Genomic DNA, 17,327 nt, shown 5'->3' on the forward strand with positions numbered 1-17,327 from the left:
TTTTAAAAATTGCAGGTGATGCTTATTGGCTTTTATGTCCATAATACTCCGAATCCAATGCCTTCTTCGGGCTTTCTTCATCTGATCCATCCAGTGGAAGTCCGGATAGAAACTCCTTCAAAATACTGTTGAACGCCTCTAGTTGCTCCAGATTGGAGACATGCCCCGCTTTTTCGATGATATGAAGCATTGAACCTTCGATAGCTTCATGCATCGTTTTGGATTGATCCAACGGAGTGACAGTATCTTCTTTTCCGCAAATAATAAGGGTGGGAATCTCGACATTAGCCAGCGATGAGCAGGTTTCCGAACGTCCCGAAAGTGCTCTCAACCCTTCCGTAATGATTCGTTCTGAATTCCCAAAGACCACATCTTTTAATTCCTGAACCAATGCTTTCTTTTCTGCTAATGAATCCTTGTGAAAAACACTTTTCACAAACGCTTCATTGAATTCATTTGGCCCTTCCGCTTCGATTTTCTTGATCACTTCCATTCGTTTGTCTTTGACTTCATTGGAATCGTAGATGCACCGTGTATCCGCCAAAATCATTGCCTCAAACCGCTCTGGGAATCGTGCTTGGGCATTTAAGGCAATATATCCTCCCATGGACAATCCACAGACAACCGCCCTTTGAAATCCTAAAGTATCCATGAAGTAGATCAGATCACTGCCGAATAAATCAATACTCAGGTTCGTTTCCTCATCGGAAGACTTACCAAAGCCTCTGACATCACAGGCGATCACCCGATAAGTATCTGATAAAAACTCAAGTTGGCTTTTCCACATTTGTTTATCAAAAGGAAATCCATGAAGAAAGATAATGGGAATGTCCCCTTTCCCCAAGTCATCATAGGAAAGGTTAAAATTGTTGACAGGGATGGACAAATTGTATCCTTTATTTGCAGTTTCCATAGTTTGTGAGTTTAAGTTGTATTTGGAGGGGAGTTCACGATCTTAAAATCCTGAACGCCATTTAGTAACTTTGAAAGACTGAACTTTCAGCAGGACTGGTCACAGAATTCAAGCCGAATAAAGTATTCGGGCAAATCAATTTGAAACGCGCCTCAATTCTGGGAGATCTGAAACTTGCTCTGCTGAAAAACTAAAAAACCCAAAAGGCCGAATCAAGGAATTTGAGAACAACTTAATTTCAAAAAAATGCTCTTTCTTGGACAGAAAGGAGGATTTTGTCAAAATTCAAAAATAGCGTACTCGGCCTAAGTGAATTGAAATGAATCACTGATTGAAATTGAAAATCAGGATTTGAGTAAAAAACTTTCCAGAAGAGTCGATTTAATAAGTTCATCCAAATCTATAAATACTCCGAAATCGGGTTAAAATCTCCCAATTTGTCTATCAAACTCACAGTCAAACTCGCGGGCCACGGTGCGGCATTCCCAATAAAATGGAAGAGCTGATTACCACGGGCTCTACTGCAGGCTACTCCTTTACATCGAAGGATTCAAAGTTTGGATACTTAAATGAGTCCAAGTTCTACGTGCATAAATTCCCTAAAGATCAACTCTGAATTAAGAATCCTACTTTTTTGATGATTTCAGATCAATCTCGGCTATTTTAGACCAAATTTTAGCTTAAACTCTCCACCCCTCATGCTTAGAAAATCGATTCTAGTACTTGCCCTCTTCAGTGTTTTTGGACCCGCTTTGGCCCAGAAAAAAGCCAAAAGCCCTAAAAATATCATTCTGATGATCGGAGACGGGATGGGTGTCTCCCAGATTTATGCCGGTATGGTCACCAATCACGGACAACTCAATCTGGAAAAATTCCCTGTGGTGGGATTTCATAAAAATCAAGCATCCAACAATTTCGTAACGGATTCTGCGGCAGGTGCTATGGCTTTTTCCTGCGGGGTAAAAACCTATAACGGAGCAATCGGTGTAGATGCCAATGGTGAAGCAGTACCCTCGATTCTCGAAATTGCGGAGGAAAAAGGACTTGCCACCGGCATAGTTGCGACTTGCTCCATCACGCACGCCACGCCGGCCAGTTTCATCTCCCATCAAGCTTCCAGATCTTTGGACGAAAACATTGCCTTGGATTTCCTTAACACGGACATTGATGTCTTTATCGGAGGAGGAAGGAAGTTTTTCGGCAACCGAACAGACGGATTGAACTTAATCGACTCCCTCAAAAACAGAAGCTATCAAATCGCCAATACGATCGGGGAAGTTCAGCAAATCAAATCCGGAAAACTTGCGGCATTCCTTGCGGAGGAACAGCAGGCAAAATTCTCGGAAGGACGTGGTGATGAGCTGGTCAAATCCACCGAAACCGCACTAAACATTCTCCAAACGAACAAAAAAGGGATGTTTTTGATGATCGAAGGCTCTCAGATTGACTGGGGAGGACATGCCAACAGCTATGCATTTGGACTAAAATCTCTCTTTCATTTGGACTGGTAGGAAGACGGATAATCTGTTAAAGAAATCAAAGAGTAGTTGGAAACCCTATCTTTTCAATGGCACACAAAAAAGCCTCGTCTCTTCCGAAACGAGGCTTTTTACATTATTTGTTGCAGTAAGGATAGAAACCTAAAATCTACCTTACAAGGCTAAAGTTCCACCTCTTAGGTCATCGGTCTTCCAGCCCAAAAAGCATAGAAAATTAGTTTGGTGGTACAATTGTGGAGAATAAGATGACTTTACATCCCCAGGTGAAACTCCAAATCCAACTGGTTTTCGACCTTGACGAGTCCACCGAATTTACTCGGAGGAGATAAGTTGAGCATTTCAAAATTGAGAATCAGATTTGCACTCATGCCTTCCTTGTTTCGTTCCAGCAAGATATCCGGGAAATTCAGTTTTTGCCCGACCAGGTCTAAGACCATGCTGCAATAGACATTTCCCGATTTCAGTCTGAAGTTTGACACAGTTACCAAGGCATAGGGATATTCATTGGCTTTGAGTGTGGATCTGAAATCATTGTTGAGAAGGAAATTTCCACAGGAGAAGCTTTTTACCGGGATTTTAAACTCCAGTGTGCTGAGATCCCCTGTGGAATTTAATTGGAGCTTATCCTTCATCCCTACCCTTGAGAAATCACAGTTGAATTTACCCAATGAGGTATATCCACTGACCTTGACTCTCTGATCGGTAATGACCAGTTCACGCTGCTGCTGTGTCAATGCAGCAAAGAAAATAAAGATCATTAGGATGAGGACTTGCATGACTTTTTTGGTTTAGAAACCGATTACCCCTTCGATCATCAGGCCATTGAATTTACCGCCGTTTCTGATGTCACTGCTGGCAAAGCCTTTGTAATTCTGCGTTACATATTCCAGTTTGGCGAGGATATTTTTGGAGATAAACCAACCTCCGCCGATTTGGGTACGGTCAATGCTGATATCCAAGCCACTTCCGGCCAATGTGCCATCTACCTGATTGTAACGGCCCGCAAAGTAGAATTTTTCACCCGGTCCAAATCTATAGACCAGATCGGCCCCAACTTGACTCCAGGTTCTTTCCTCGGTTTCATTTGCGGCTTTGCCTTTGGATTGCTCAAAGTTTCCGAAGAACTCCAATCCTTTGAATTTGATAAATGGATTGAGAACTGTAGCGGTGATATTGTCGGTCTGGCCAGGATTAATTCTTCCTGAGGTAAAATTAGCAGAGGTGGAGGCCAGTGTGTTTTCCATGACCATGTAATAACGAGAACCTGCTCTGTCACCTCCATAGAGGGTGTTTCTGGCAGAACCGGAAGTGGTGTAGATCGATCCGGTCAATCTCACCCGCAAATCATCAGAAACCTGCTTATCATATCCTACTTTTCCCAAAAGGGAGATTTTCCGCTTGTCAGGATTGGTCACTCCACCTTGGATTTCTCCGCCTGTCAATCCGCCTACGATCAGGAAACCGTTACTTTGGAAGGTCAAGTCACCCCCAACTTCAGTGGTGAAGGCATCCATGATGTAATTTCCTACGAAAGGATTGTACATCGCATTGCCGTTGTCTGTTCGTCGATAGTGTGCATCACCATAGTTGATCTCCATGTGACCAACCCGGAGTGTGAGGTATTTGGAAAACCATTCCGGATTTCCAAGAAATGGAAGCTTGTCAAACTGAAGGTATCCGCCTTTCACCCAAGACTCGGGGTGGTGTCTGGAGGATAAATAGGTAATCAAATTTAATCTCACTCCATCCATCAATTCCACATCGATATTGAGGTTGGCAGTGGCCAAGTTACTTCCTGCACCGATTTCTACGAGCTGATTGAGATTCACTCCAGAGGCATTGAGATTGGCAGCCGCTGTATTTTCATGACTGAGGCTTTGGAGTTGCTGTGCAAAGTGTCCACCAATTCTTACTTTAACGCCTTCAAATCCGACGGTATCCACTTTGCCTGTCTCAAAAACAGTAACACCTCGCTGATCGTAGGGTCTCCAATATTGGACATCTCGCTGTAATCCCTGAGCCAAGCCTGTGGCAGAGATCCCCGCAGCCATTACTGCGGACATTAGGTACTTTTTCATTGTGTTTTGGATTATAGGGTAGGTTGAAATGTAGATTTAAACGAAAGCTTGATCTCATCCTCGGTTTTCACAGTGCCCATCAGTGCAGTAGGAGGAGTTATCGAGAAGTTAGTCAGGCGCGTCTCCAGGCTGCCTTCAAAAGTCAGTTTATTGCCCACAGCACTCACTTTGACCGGAAAGCTGACCAGCTTGGTCACTCCGGCGATGGTCAAATCACCTTTTGCTGTCATTGATGATCCTTGACCGGTCAATTCTTTCAGAACAAATCGCACTTCTTTGTATTTATCTGTCTTAAGCGCTTTGTAAGCATTGGAGTCTAGGCCTCGCGTACCGCTTTTCAATGTTTCTGCCTGAAAACTCACTGTCAAGCTTTGGACAGTTTTAAACTGCCCGTTTTCCAGTACAAATATCCCTTGCCCCACGCCGCTCTCTGAGACCATTTCCCAATCATGAAGTGTGGATCCACCCGCTACTTTGAAAAGAGGTGTCCCGGAAAGAACATAGTTGGTCTGGGAGAAGGCACTGTTTCCACCTATCAATAAGATGGCAGACAAGAGGAAAAAGAATCGGAAATAAGTAAATCGCTTCATCGCTTTTTGGAGTTTTTGATGCAACAAAGCTCCACATAGTAACCCGCAGAAAAGCTGATGAAAGTCAGTAAACAGTATGATTGATCACAGCTCAGTTACCGATTTTCAGAACATTATTTCTATTTGTATTATATTTTTCAATTAATTCAAAATTAAAAAACTATTATATCCAATAAAACAGAATAAAAAATCATAATCCGTCTACTTCACCCAATAGGATGGGATAAAACAAAAATTTAAAGCGTCAAACGATGGATTTCAAAAAAGCTTTACTGACAGCTAACGCCTACATTTCCGATCAGAAAATGAAATGGAACGGTTTAAAGCACCCGCTTCACTCTGCCTTCCCAAAAACCAAAAAGTGCTGGATTTTCATGAACTGACCATTTTGTACCAGTTTAAACCCATTTGCAGAAAGTTCCTTCTCGACCTGCTTGACCGTCATTTTATGAAGCGGCTTGATCGCAACCTCCGGATCTTCGCCCCGATATTCAATCAGCAATAGTTTTCCATCGGCTTTAAGTGATTTTCGAATGGCGGCAAGCATCTCCACAGGATACTCAAGCTCATGATACACGTCTACCATGATGATAAGATCTATCGAATTTTCAGGAAGATTTGGGGATGTTTCAGACCCTTTGACCGCAACGACATGATCGAAGCCAAGTTCCTTACTTCGCCTTTGCAAATATTGAATAGCCTCATCCTGAATCTCCACCGCGTAGACTTTTCCCTCAGGTACTTTGGGAGCAATCCGGAAAGTGTAATAACCTGAACCGGCACCCAAATCCGCGACAACACTTCCCGCGTCAACCGGCAGATTTTCGATCGCCAGGGAGACACTTTCTTCCTGCTCTCTGCTTCTTCGCTCCAGCCAATCTTTGCCCTGAAAACCCATCACAAAAGAAATCTCCCTTCCCATATACACCTTTCCGATTCCGTCCATCGAGGCGGTTTTGTATGTGTAGGGGGAGTCACCGATTTTGGACTTTTGCTGAGCTTGGCATGAAGTGGTCACGCCCAAACTCAACCCTATCACGACAGCAATTGCGAGAGTTCTCATGGTATCGTTTTTTAATTAAACCCCGGACTTGAGGGACATGTTTTTGAATTCTTTTCCCAATCATTTGGAAGGAAATTTCCAAATCGCTCCTCTCCAGAAATTCAGTCTCAATAAATGAATCCTGACTTAGAGTTGTTTGGCAAAAGGCAAATGAGAAATGAGATTTTTCAGTTTTGTTTAACGTTCAATTCCAGTCAAACCCGAAGTTGTCCCTCTTCACTTTTTGGATTGAATATTGGATAAAACCATCAATAAAAGCCACTCAAACCAACGCGATAAACTTTTATTAAGAGTCTGATTTATAGTAATTTAAAATCGATCACTTCATGAATTAAGTGTAGATTTTTTGATTTTTTGAAAAGCAGAATAATATTTGGTCTGTAAAATCCCGGCTTCTTCTACCCTACAAAATCCCGGAAAATCCCGGTTTTGAAATCTGCTTCAAAAAACCACAGATTCCAAAGCGATAATTGGATTTTTAGATTAGTCTAAATTATAAAATTCAGGGCTAATTGGCTATCGCTTCCAAAAATCCTGGCTTTAATTTCATCTCCCGATCAAAGAGCAACGCATAGTTTGTCCTCCCTCTCACAGGCCAATTATTGAGCCAACTTCTGCCATCATGAAGGCCCCAGAAAGTCACTCGGGTAATCTTGTCCTGATGCTTTCTGAACAATTGAAAAATGGAAACGTAGCGATCGATGAGTTGTTTTTCAACTTCCGCAGGGAGTCCGTTTTTGTAGGGATTCCATTCATCCGATTCGGCATAGTTGATATTGAGATCTGCTCCATCCGAATCACTCGGCCGGGGCAAAACATCCACGTCCAGTTCTGTGACATGCACTTCAAATCCTGCGGCATGTATATCCAGGATTGCCTGCTCGATTTGATCCAAGGATGGAGAATTCAATCGGTAATGGCCCTGCATTCCGATGCCGTCAATGCGGATTCCTTCGGCCCGAAGTTCGGTTGCTAAATCCAATATTGCCTTTCGCTTTTCAGGTTTCCAGACGTTGTAGTCATTGTAATAAAGGGCCACATCGGGATCGGCTTCATTGGCCTTTCGGAAGGCGGCTTTGATAAATTCACTTCCTGTGATGGTATACCAATGCGTTTTGCGCCAGGTCCCGTCATCTTCAAACGCTTCATTGACTACATCCCAACCGTCAATTTTTCCCTTGTATCGGCCCACTACAGTGGAGATGTGATCTTCCATCCGTTTGATCAAGTCCGCTTGATTGAGAAATTGCCCTTCCCCATTCTGAAAAACCCATGCGGGAGTCTGCTGATGCCAAACCAAGGTATGACCGATGGTGAAAGAGCCGATTTTTTCGCCTAGCGCCACGTATGCATCGCCAAATTCGAAATTATACTCCCCCTCTTTGGGATGAACCGGACCCCATTTCAATCCATTCTCAGGACTGATCGAACTGAAGTGTAAATTCAAAAGGGAATCTGCCCCCAATTCTTTCCCGGTGACCTGTCCCAAATTCAAAGCGGCACCGATATAAAACGAATCATTGAAGTGATTTTTAAGCCCTGTGGACTCCTGACTTTTGCAAGCCAGGAAAAGGGGAAAGGCCAGGAAAAGCAAACTATATTTTCTCATACCTCAACTTAACCGCTTTTCAGCTAAAACAGAAGAATTCAATCCGATTATTTATATAATCAGATGATCCTAAATAGGATGACATAGTTATCTTTCTTATCGAATGCGAATCAAGGTTCGGATTCAATAGTAGGTTTTACCATCGGACCATCTCGCCCAGTTCTTCTTTGGAAAATTCCAATTCCGTGTAGCCCATGGCATAAGGTCCGATCTCATAAGGAACGTAGATCACCCAAAATTTATCCTCCTTGAACCCTATCGCATTGGCAAGGAAAAAACCAGTCTCGGGAAGGAAAAAACGACCATCATCGACGAGACTCACGCCTTTTTCCACTTCATGATATTCAGCGAATTTTTGTTCAGTCAGCTTAAAAAATTCAGTTTCATTCAAAATTACGCGATCCACAGGCAAGGCTTCTCCGGTACGGGGATCAAAATTCAAAAAGGTGACAAGACTAGTAGGATGTGCGCCTCCCAAAAAACTGAACTGCGTAAAATAAATACTCAAAGTACTGTCTGACTCATACGATACCGTACCAGCGGCTTCGATCTCCCAGCCTCCGTATGAATCCGGAAACTCACTCTTGAAGGCTTCAAAAGAGCTGAAATATTGGGCTACCATCGAATCCAAAGGTGCAATAGCCTCCCCTGTCTGTACCAAAAAACCCATCATCTCATCAATCGCCGGATTGATTTTAGCTGCTGCTTCCCCACCGCTAGCCATAGGCCAGGAAAGCCTCAACTTTGCACAGTTTTCACCTACGCAGGATTCTTTTTCCAGCGTTTCCGTGCGAAAAGTCAGGGGTGTTTCATTTTCGATTTCCTGACTTGAAGGCTTGGAAGCGCATGAAGTCAAAATGAGGTAGACGAAAAAGGCTAGAATTCGCATGTTTTATTTCTGAAAGAAAAATTGGATCAAAGACTTTGCAAGTTTGCTGGGATTGAGCTCACCGTTTTGGACTTTTGGCTTTCGATCAGTCAGCATTTTTTGGATGACAGGATCCTTCAGAAATGCCTGTCCAAGGAGAAACTGAATCTGATCCTCCAGCCAATTCAATCGCTGATTCGCCCGATTTGATTCCCAAAAACCGTTTTGCCTCATTTGCCGCTCATAGCTACTGACTAATTCCCAAATCTCTTCCAGGCCAAATCCTGTCGTAGATGAAGCTAGCTTAACACTGGGTGACCAGTTTTTTTCGGCCAAAGGAAACAGGTGAAGCGCACTTTCATACGCTATTTTGGCCTTTTTAGCCATTGCCAGGTTGGTGCCATCGGCCTTATTGATAATCAAGGCATCGGCCATTTCCATGATTCCTTTTTTGATCCCCTGAAGCTCATCTCCCGCACCTGCAAGCATCAGCAGCAAAAAGAAATCGACCATATTTTTCACGGCAGTTTCGCTTTGGCCCACTCCCACAGTCTCCACGAGAATCACATCAAATCCCGCAGCTTCGCAAAGCAACATCGCCTCGCGGGTTTTGCCACTGACACCGCCTAAGGCCGTGCCTGAGGGGGTCGGCCGAATGAACGCGCGCTTATCAGCGGACAGTTCTTCCATCCGAGTCTTGTCGCCCAAAATGCTTCCTCTGTTCAACTGACTGCTGGGATCAATCGCCAGCACCGCTACTTTTTTTCCATTGTCCAAAAGCAACTTACCAAAAGCTTCGATAAAAGTACTTTTACCCACTCCCGGCACCCCGGTAATGCCAATGCGGATGGACTTTCCGGTTTCTGTGATTAGGGATTGGACGAGTTCGGACGCCAAATCCTGATCAGATTCCAGGGTACTTTCCACCAAAGTGATCGCCTGACTGAGAATCACCCGATTACCAGATCGGATGCCATCGGCATAAGCTTGGAGTGATAGTCGCTTTCTCATGGATTGGCATAGGAAAATCTGCTTTCACCCATCGGAGTCTTTTCGTACTCGGCAAGTAAGAAAGTCCGGTATTTCACGTCAAAAAAAGGTTCCTTGGGGCTAAGTTCCACTTTTTCGGTAAGGTCACTGGAAAAGAAAAACACGTGCGTCTTTCCGTATTTGGAATGAGGTTGGATGTCGGCAAATTCCTTCATCCAGGCAGGATTTTCATCTAACACCCGAATGGCAAGCACTCTCACTACCGGGCCGGTGTTGTTTTCATTTCGGAAATATCCGATTTCCTCATATTTACCTTCATATTGCTCCAGGCCAGGTTGGGAAAGACTGGTATTTATAATTTGATAAATGAGGATTCCGACGATACTACCGATGGCATACAGGATGACTTTATTCCTTTTCACAAACTTTGGAGGGTTTACGAGGTTTAGACCTTAATTTAGCCCAAAATTCTGACAATGACTTTCGAGTACGTCAAGGCTCTTCATATCATTTTCGTAGTCACTTGGTTTGCAGGGCTTTTCTATATCGTTCGCTTATTCATCTACCAAACTGAGGCGCTTCAAAAGCCCGAACTGGAACGGAGCATTCTAAAACCACAGCTCGATCTGATGGCCAGTCGTCTTTGGTACATCATCACTTGGCCATCGGCGGTCTTGACTCTGATTTTCGGGACCTGGGTATTGAGCTACCGCTGGGGATATATGGAATTGGGATTCATGCACGCGAAGCTTGGTTTTGTGGCTTTGCTTTATATCTATCACGGCTTTTGCCATGTACTTTTCAAGGAATTGCAATCCGGAAAAAGCCGATGGACTTCAACTCAATTGCGAATTTGGAACGAAGCATCGACGATTTTGCTTTTTGCAATTGTATTCCTCATCGTACTGAAAAGCACCTTAAGCATGGTGTGGGGAATCTTGGGATTAATCGGATTATCAGTGACACTCATGCTTGCCATTCGGCTTTACAAAAAATATAGACTCAAATAACAAAAATGAAGACGACCAACATGCTGCTGTTATATGCCTTGATCCTCGGATTTTCCTGTAAATCCGAAACCGGAAATAACTCCACCGCAGTGCTACCGATCCTTGGCGAACGGTACGTAGATGAAAATCAGGACACTGTCTACCATCAGATCGCAGACTTTGCTTTTGTCAACCAAGTCGGTGACACCGTCACCAATGCGGATGTGGCAGGCAAAATCTATGTTGCTGACTTCTTCTTCACGACCTGCCCTACTATCTGCCCAATCATGAAAAAGGAGATGCTTCGGGTCTATGAAAAATACCGGGACGAGCCCAATTTCAGGATTCTAAGCCACTCCATCGATCCGACACACGACACACAAACTGTACTGAAAGACTATGCGGAAAAGCTGGGTATAGAAGATGCCTCAACTTGGAATTTTCTGACAGGTGATCAGGAAAAAATCTTCGAAATCGGGCAAACCAGCTACCTGACCACAGCAATGGAAGATCAAGCCGAACCGGGAGGATTCCTACACAGTGGGGCATTCCTTTTGATCGATGGGAATGGAAGAATCAGAGGAGTCTATGACGGAACCAAATCAGACCAAGTCGATCGACTGATTTCGGACATCCCAAAACTGCTGAATCAATGAGGAAACTTGCCCTAGTTGGTTTCTTCATTTTGGCTTTTGGCTGCGCGCCCAAATCAAGCAATGAAGAAAATACACTCGCCCAAATAAGTGATCCTGAAGTGATGAAATTTGCGATTTCGGGCAAAACACTTTACGAAAATTATTGTGGCAATTGTCATCAGTCAGATGGCAAAGGGCTGGGCAAACTCATTCCACCGCTGCGGGATGCGGATTACTTCAAGGAGAGTGTGCACCGGTCCATCTGGATCATGAGGCACGGCCAAAACGGCGAAATTACCGTCAAAGGGCAAAAATACAATCAGGCTATGCCCGCAAATCCAAATTTAAAGCCATTGGAAATCGCCCAGATTGCAACCTATCTATACAACATCTGGGGAATGAATGAGGGGGTGATCACCTCCTCGGATGTGGAAGGGTATTTGAAAAATAAACCTGAAAACTATTAATTCTTCAAAAGAGAATCTGCCTTAGTCAGAGTTGCTTTCATCAGTCGATTGACTTCACTTACCGAAACCATTTGTTCGTCCAAATAAGCCTTCACCTCTTCCGGGGTTCGCTCTCCATCCTCCGAATCATATTGCCGCATCCAGGTAAACATCGCTTCATACGCCTGATCTAATTCCAGCGCCAAGTTTTTCATTTCCTGAACTTTGACGGAATCTATTGGGTCCATTGCGGTTAATTCATCAGCCCGTTGCAGGGCCCTTTTTTCAAATGACTTAAGCTGCCCCATCTTCGGCATCACCTCATCATGGACAGCGATAACTTCGGCCCTTTTTTCCGCATTCAATTCCTTTTGGCTTGTTCCACATGCCTGCAAAACAAGTAGCAAACTAAAAATCAAACTAATACGATCAATTTTCATTGAATTCATTTTTCACACTTTTAAGATACAATTTTTTCTTTGTTTAGTTAAAAAATAGAGGCAAATATTTAATGGCGTAAAATTATAATAATTGGTGCTAATTTTAAGACATAATTTAATTCATTGTGAAATACCCTGTCGAAATATCGACACTCGACTTGTCCCTATCCGCTGCATTGGATCAGGGGGAGCATGATTAACTGGGAGTATTCTATATGACCAATAAAATTTGATAAATACTGATGAAACCATTTTGCTTCGCGGACGGCACTATCGTCCCCACTGAGTCCGCTACACTTCATCCCATGGATTTGGGATTGATTCGGGGATACGGAATTTTTGACTTCTTCCGGACGGTCAATTATACTCCGCTTTTTCTGGAAAATTACCTTGACAGGTTTATTACCTCGGCCGAAAAGACCTTTTTGCCCCTTCCTTATTCCCGTGCGCAACTCAGTGAAATCATCCATTTGCTGATCGAGAAAAACAACCTTGAAAAAGGAGGCCTTAGAATGGTTTTGAGTGGAGGAATCTCCGAAAATCACTTTTCCCCTGCGGCAGGAAAGCTGTTCATTTTCGCAGAATCTCTTTCCTTGCCCTCTGAGGAAAAATACCGGGAAGGCATCAAACTCCTCACGTTGGAATATGTCCGGCCCATAGCCGATATCAAAACCACCAACTACACGCTACCCGTCTGGCACAGCGTCAACTGGAAAAGACTCGGCGCTGAAGACGTTCTCTATCACTGGAACGGATGGGTAAGCGAAAGCTCCCGAAGTAATTTCTTTATTGTAAAAAATGGTGTCCTTCATACTCCAAATCAGCATATTTTACTCGGAATCACTCGAAAACACATTTTGGACATGGTCAAAAATGCGGTGATCAGGCCGATTTCATTGGAAGAGGTTTGGGATGCAGACGAGGCATTTATCAGCAGCACGACCAAAGTCCTCCTTCCTGTCACCCAGCTGGACGAGCGTAAAATCGGCAACGGCAAACCGGGACCTGTGACGATGGAAATTCTGGAGCGATTCAGAAAACTGGAAAAAGAAATCGTGGCCTAAGCATTAAAGAGGCCGTCTCAAAAGGCTTAATGGTGTCAGCCTGAATCTTAAATATTCTGGGAACATACAAAATAGAAATGACAGGTTTTTTGATGCCCAAAGCCATAAAATTCTTGATTTACAATTGAAGTTTAGCTGCTTAGACAAAACATTGATCGGAAGGGCGCGGTGGGAGGATTTGCCAGCGAGCAAGCGTTCGAACTCGTGCGGTGGTAGCTTTGGCAAATCTTTTCCAGATAGTTATCGGAATTTTGGTTCTTTTGGATCAAGCCAAAAGAACAAACAATAAAGGATAACCTAAACTATTATTAAATCAGAGAATAATAAGTTAACCTCTGGAAATCGACCCGTCATTTTCAGAATAAACTATGGAAATTTCAATATTTTCAAAATACTATACACATCGTCTTTGGTAACGCTTGGAAAACGAAAGTTGATCAGTACGAAGGCCATTTCCTGTTAATGGGGACACATACCGACTACGCCAAATGTGACAATCGGTACTTATGAGACAGCCTCTTATTTTTTATTCCACTATCAATTGGGCGTCTTTGAGAATGTACATCAACTTCTCAGGATCCGTTGCATTCAGGGTGAGCTTTCCCCGGACCTTTACGCGCTTGGAGGTGTATTTAATAGGACTGGCCATCATCACTTCCATCACGGTCTCCGGTCCTCCCGAGCCACAGAAGAAACATTCAGCCAAAGGAAGGCTGGAAAGTATGATGTGCTCAGGCTTAAACATCCCTTCAAAAGGAATGATATAACCATCTGCCTCGACTTCTTTTCCTTCCAGTTTTTTGATTTGGTCGGAGAAAACCGGCACATACAATTCCCCGAATTGATCTTCACTGATCTTATAAGAAACCTCTGCCAAGCTTTTCCAAACTCCCTGAGCCTTGGATTCTGCTGTCACAAATGTGAAAACCAGAACTGCTACCAGAATAAAACCTGACTTTTTCATAATTCCAATTTCTAAAATTTCCGCTAATTACGCCTTTGTCAGCTGCTTTGCAATGCTTGTTTGATAAGCTGATACGGCAGGAATAATCGATGCCACCACTCCTACCCCTAACGCATAAGCAACGATCCAAAGTTCTTGTTTTAAGAAAATCCATGGCTGAAGTGCTGCTACTACGTTTTGATCGCCTTGACTGACCAACAACCAGAGAAAAACATGTCCTAACCCAATGCCCAAAATGGCTCCAAGCAAAGTCAACATCGAACCTTCCAAAAAAATCAGAGCCAGCAGTTGGTTACGGGAGGCTCCAATTGCTCTCAAAATTGCCAAATCATACTTTCGCTCTTTTAATGAGTTGTACAACGCGATGAAAATCCCAAGACCGGCAATGGCTATCAAAACGAAAGCCAAACCTTGAAGAAGACTGATTCCTACTCCCAGCAACTCAAATAACCGGGACATCTCAAAGGAGGGCGATGCGGCCTGCATGGAAGTACCGGAGTTAATCATCCGAGGAAGTTGGACTGCCGCAATAGGATTGCGGTATTGAAGCAGCAGTGTCGTCACTTCCCGATCCTCGTCGGTCAGTGGAAAACCGGTCTTGGCTATCGGGGAATGAAATTTTGAATGACCATCCTCACGGGCTTCATTCTGAGGATTTTGCTCCTCGACTTCAGGCATTTCCTGATTGGGACCAGTCGTTTCACTTGCTTCCAATTCAACGGCCTCAGGCGCTTCATCGTGCGCATACCAGACCGACTCAACACTGGTCAGGATCAAGCGGTCCACCACATTTCCATTGGGTTTTAAAATTCCCGATACGACAAATTTATGTTCATCGTGATCATGACTTCCTACACTGATCCCGTGACTTGAAGTGAATTCAGCCCCGGGTTTTAGATTTAGTTTTGCTGCGATTTCAGAACCGATGACCACCTCAAAAGGAACCTCCCATGGCTTTCCTTCAGCAAACTCGGCGGAATAGAGTTCGAGGTAATCATGATTGGTTCCCACGATTCTGAATCCTTCGAAATTATCGCCCAGCGCGAGTGGAATGATATTTTTCACCAGGCGATTTCGCGAAAGTTTTTGAGCTTCTTCCATCTTGATATTGCCTGTCGGAAAATCCACATGATACACAGAGGAAAGAATCAATTGAAGTGGGCTCCCTTTGGCTCCGACGACCAGATCAATCCCTGCTGCATCTTGATTCATTTTTTTCTCAAACTGGTCTTGAATCAAAAGTAAAACAGTGATGATGGCTAAGCCCAAAGCGAGCAAAAAGACATTCAGTCCCGTGGAGAGCGGGCGAAAAGTGAGGTATTTCCAACTGATCTTGAACAGATTCATGAGTTAGTGACTTCAATAAAATTTGAAACATGATTTTTGACGCGCTGATCGTGAGTGACGATGATCAGGGCAGCGCCGATCCTGGTAGCTTGTGTTTTCAGCAGTTGGATGACCTTTTCGGTATTCTCATCATCTAAGCTAGAGGTGGGTTCATCCGCCAAAATCAACTTGGGACAGCTCGCCAATGCTCTTGCTATAGAAACACGCTGAGCCTCTCCTTCACTCAGGGTCAAAACGGATGAATTCGACTTGGCACTGATTCCGAGATCAGAAAGCAACCGGAGGATATCTTGCCCTTTCTTTTTACTGAAAAAATGAGCGAGTTCTAGGTTTTGACGCACATTGAGCGCCGCAATCAAATGGGGCTTTTGGAATACGATTCCTATATTTTTGCCTCGAAACAAGTCCATTTCCTGTTCAGAAATCGAGCAAATGTTCACTCCGTCCAGGACAACCTCGCCCTGCTTGGACTTCAGGAGACCTGCCAGGAGATTCAGGAGTGTGGTCTTCCCGCTTCCGGATTTTCCCAAAATCAACAAGGATTCCCCTGAATTAACCTGAAAGTTTTTAAAAGTTAGTGTGGATTGTCCAGGATGAGCAAATTGTAATTCGTTTACTTTTAATAACATAGCTATTTGACAGGAATAGTCACGTGAAAAGTGGTTCCTTTATCCATTTCACTTACAAAGGAGATATCGCCCTGCAATACTTCCAGGCATTTTTTCACAATCGAAAGCCCCAGTCCGGAACCCTCCACGATGCCGACATTTTTCGCACGAAAAAACCGCTCAAATAGTTTTCCCTGTTCAGTTTTTGGAATCCCGATTCCTTTATCTGAAATGGTAGCATGTAGCTTATTATCCTCAAAAGACAACCTGAAGACTACCTGTTTTCCATCCTTTGAATATTTCACAGCATTGGAAAGCAGATTTTCTAAAACTTGATAAAGCAACTCAGGATCAGAAGTGATGGTCTTTGGCAGATCGCCGATTTCAGATTTAATAACCACGTCATTTTCTATTCCTGCTTTAACGGTATCCAAAAGTTCCTTGACAAAGGCTGATGAAAAAATCTTTTTGGGCTTAAATTCCAGTTTATTTTCATCTGATTTCCCAAAGAAAAGCACACTCGTCAGGAGGTTGTTAAGCGCTCTGACCGAGTTTTCGATTTTGAAGGCATGCTTAGTGATTTTTTGCTTGAAAGGATGATCCTTCTCCGCATAGATCTGAAGCAGCTGAGCAGAGCTGAGGATAGAGGTGAGTGGCGTTTTGAATCCGTGGGAGACATTGAGTACAATTCTTGATTTCAGTTCATTGATTTCCCGCTCCTTTTCCAGGGCTTTGGTGAGTTCTTCGTTGGCTTCATAAAGTTCAGCCGTCCGCTGTTTCACCTTTTCCTCCAGTTCATTGTTTAGCTTTTGAAGTTCTTTTTCTTTTCTGTCCTTGAAAATGGCCAATTCAATCACCATATTCAACTCCCTGATGTTGAATGGTTTAATCACATAGGCGCTGGGATTGGTGCCTACCACCTTATTGAGTGTCTCAGCATCAGAACTTGCGCTGAGATAGACTACCGGAATGTCATACCTTTCGTTGATGATTTCGGTAGTTTTGATCCCGTCCAATTCTCCGGCCAGATTGATATCCATCATGACAATGTCTGCCATGCTTTCCTCCAGTATTTCAATCGCTTTTTCCCCAGTGTCGGCTATTCCGATAATATAATGAGCGTTTTTCTCAAGGGCGCGCTGCAGCAAGAGTGCCGAGACAGAATCGTCCTCGACAATGAGAATTTTGAGTGTAAACATGCGTTGAATCTAGGTTGGATATGGT

General features: G+C 43.7%; 19 protein-coding genes. 5 read left to right on the forward strand and 14 right to left on the reverse strand.

Annotated features, from left to right (window positions below):
- Positions 1 to 22: 22 nt before the first annotated feature.
- On the reverse strand, positions 23 to 913 hold the full coding sequence (locus tag C4S61_RS17975; protein WP_103926182.1) for an alpha/beta fold hydrolase: 891 nt from the start codon (positions 911 to 913) through the stop codon (positions 23 to 25).
- Positions 914 to 1,611: 698 nt separating this feature from the next.
- On the opposite strand from C4S61_RS17975, the gene C4S61_RS17980 reads away from it, so the two are divergent.
- Positions 1,612 to 2,424, forward strand: a complete 813-nt coding sequence (locus C4S61_RS17980) for an alkaline phosphatase (protein ID WP_103926183.1) — start codon at positions 1,612 to 1,614, stop codon at positions 2,422 to 2,424.
- A gap of 239 nt (positions 2,425 to 2,663) precedes the next feature.
- On the opposite strand, the gene C4S61_RS17985 is transcribed toward C4S61_RS17980, so the two are convergent.
- From C4S61_RS17985 to C4S61_RS18020, 8 genes are all read right to left on the reverse strand, one after another.
- Positions 2,664 to 3,188: a hypothetical protein gene (locus C4S61_RS17985; RefSeq protein WP_103926184.1), complete on the reverse strand. Its 525-nt coding sequence runs from the start codon at positions 3,186 to 3,188 to the stop codon at positions 2,664 to 2,666.
- A gap of 12 nt (positions 3,189 to 3,200) precedes the next feature.
- The gene (locus C4S61_RS17990; protein ID WP_103926185.1) at positions 3,201 to 4,490 is read right to left on the reverse strand and encodes a hypothetical protein; all 1,290 of its coding nucleotides are present in this window, start codon (positions 4,488 to 4,490) and stop codon (positions 3,201 to 3,203) included.
- A gap of 11 nt (positions 4,491 to 4,501) precedes the next feature.
- On the reverse strand, positions 4,502 to 5,080 hold the full coding sequence (locus C4S61_RS17995; RefSeq protein WP_103926186.1) for a YceI family protein: 579 nt from the start codon (positions 5,078 to 5,080) through the stop codon (positions 4,502 to 4,504).
- Positions 5,081 to 5,414: 334 nt separating this feature from the next.
- Positions 5,415 to 6,143, reverse strand: coding sequence for a class I SAM-dependent methyltransferase (locus tag C4S61_RS18000; protein WP_103926187.1), 729 nt, complete (start codon positions 6,141 to 6,143; stop codon positions 5,415 to 5,417).
- 508 nt (positions 6,144 to 6,651) lie between these two features.
- Positions 6,652 to 7,752 (reverse strand): endo-1,4-beta-xylanase, encoded by a 1,101-nt coding sequence (locus C4S61_RS18005; RefSeq protein ID WP_103926188.1) that lies wholly within the window; start codon positions 7,750 to 7,752, stop codon positions 6,652 to 6,654.
- A 136-nt stretch (positions 7,753 to 7,888) separates the two neighbouring features.
- Positions 7,889 to 8,641 carry a DUF3298 and DUF4163 domain-containing protein gene (locus C4S61_RS18010; protein ID WP_103926189.1) on the reverse strand — a complete coding sequence of 251 codons (753 nt, stop codon included), beginning with the start codon at positions 8,639 to 8,641 and terminating at the stop codon, positions 7,889 to 7,891.
- 3 nt (positions 8,642 to 8,644) lie between these two features.
- Positions 8,645 to 9,631: a methylmalonyl Co-A mutase-associated GTPase MeaB gene (meaB, locus tag C4S61_RS18015; protein WP_103926190.1), complete on the reverse strand. Its 987-nt coding sequence runs from the start codon at positions 9,629 to 9,631 to the stop codon at positions 8,645 to 8,647.
- Positions 9,628 to 10,032, reverse strand: a complete 405-nt coding sequence (locus C4S61_RS18020; RefSeq protein WP_103926191.1) for a hypothetical protein — start codon at positions 10,030 to 10,032, stop codon at positions 9,628 to 9,630. Before C4S61_RS18020 ends, meaB begins: the two co-directional genes overlap by 4 nt.
- Positions 10,033 to 10,086: 54 nt before the next feature.
- Between C4S61_RS18020 and C4S61_RS18025 the strand changes: the two genes are divergently transcribed.
- The 3 genes from C4S61_RS18025 to C4S61_RS18035 are packed head-to-tail and all read left to right on the forward strand — an operon-like array spanning position 10,087 to position 11,701.
- On the forward strand, positions 10,087 to 10,620 hold the full coding sequence (locus C4S61_RS18025; RefSeq protein ID WP_103926192.1) for a CopD family protein: 534 nt from the start codon (positions 10,087 to 10,089) through the stop codon (positions 10,618 to 10,620).
- 5 nt (positions 10,621 to 10,625) lie between these two features.
- A complete protein-coding gene (locus C4S61_RS18030; RefSeq protein ID WP_103926193.1) occupies positions 10,626 to 11,255 on the forward strand; it encodes an SCO family protein in 630 nt (209 codons plus the stop codon).
- Positions 11,252 to 11,701 carry a c-type cytochrome gene (locus C4S61_RS18035; RefSeq protein ID WP_103926194.1) on the forward strand — a complete coding sequence of 150 codons (450 nt, stop codon included), beginning with the start codon at positions 11,252 to 11,254 and terminating at the stop codon, positions 11,699 to 11,701. Before C4S61_RS18030 ends, C4S61_RS18035 begins: the two co-directional genes overlap by 4 nt.
- On the opposite strand, the gene C4S61_RS18040 is transcribed toward C4S61_RS18035, so the two are convergent.
- Complete coding sequence (locus C4S61_RS18040; protein WP_146064437.1) at positions 11,698 to 12,120, reverse strand: hypothetical protein; 423 nt, start codon at positions 12,118 to 12,120, stop codon at positions 11,698 to 11,700. The genes C4S61_RS18035 and C4S61_RS18040 overlap by 4 nt on opposite strands.
- A 242-nt stretch (positions 12,121 to 12,362) precedes the next feature.
- Between C4S61_RS18040 and C4S61_RS18045 the strand changes: the two genes are divergently transcribed.
- The gene (locus tag C4S61_RS18045; RefSeq protein WP_103926196.1) at positions 12,363 to 13,184 is read left to right on the forward strand and encodes an aminotransferase class IV; all 822 of its coding nucleotides are present in this window, start codon (positions 12,363 to 12,365) and stop codon (positions 13,182 to 13,184) included.
- 526 nt (positions 13,185 to 13,710) lie between these two features.
- On the opposite strand, the gene C4S61_RS18050 is transcribed toward C4S61_RS18045, so the two are convergent.
- From C4S61_RS18050 to C4S61_RS18065, 4 genes are read right to left on the reverse strand one after another with little or no spacing between them, the layout of a single operon-like run.
- Positions 13,711 to 14,148 carry a hypothetical protein gene (locus C4S61_RS18050; protein WP_103926197.1) on the reverse strand — a complete coding sequence of 146 codons (438 nt, stop codon included), beginning with the start codon at positions 14,146 to 14,148 and terminating at the stop codon, positions 13,711 to 13,713.
- A 27-nt stretch (positions 14,149 to 14,175) separates the two neighbouring features.
- Positions 14,176 to 15,495 (reverse strand): ABC transporter permease, encoded by a 1,320-nt coding sequence (locus tag C4S61_RS18055; protein ID WP_103926198.1) that lies wholly within the window; start codon positions 15,493 to 15,495, stop codon positions 14,176 to 14,178.
- Positions 15,492 to 16,124: an ATP-binding cassette domain-containing protein gene (locus C4S61_RS18060; RefSeq protein WP_103926199.1), complete on the reverse strand. Its 633-nt coding sequence runs from the start codon at positions 16,122 to 16,124 to the stop codon at positions 15,492 to 15,494. The genes C4S61_RS18055 and C4S61_RS18060 overlap by 4 nt, the downstream gene beginning before the upstream one ends.
- Before the next feature lie 2 nt (positions 16,125 to 16,126).
- The gene (locus C4S61_RS18065) at positions 16,127 to 17,302 is read right to left on the reverse strand and encodes a hybrid sensor histidine kinase/response regulator (protein WP_103926200.1); all 1,176 of its coding nucleotides are present in this window, start codon (positions 17,300 to 17,302) and stop codon (positions 16,127 to 16,129) included.
- Between the last annotated feature and the right edge of the window lie 25 nt (positions 17,303 to 17,327).

The organism is Algoriphagus boritolerans DSM 17298 = JCM 18970, from assembly GCF_900108085.1.
Taxonomy (GTDB): domain Bacteria; phylum Bacteroidota; class Bacteroidia; order Cytophagales; family Cyclobacteriaceae; genus Algoriphagus; species Algoriphagus boritolerans.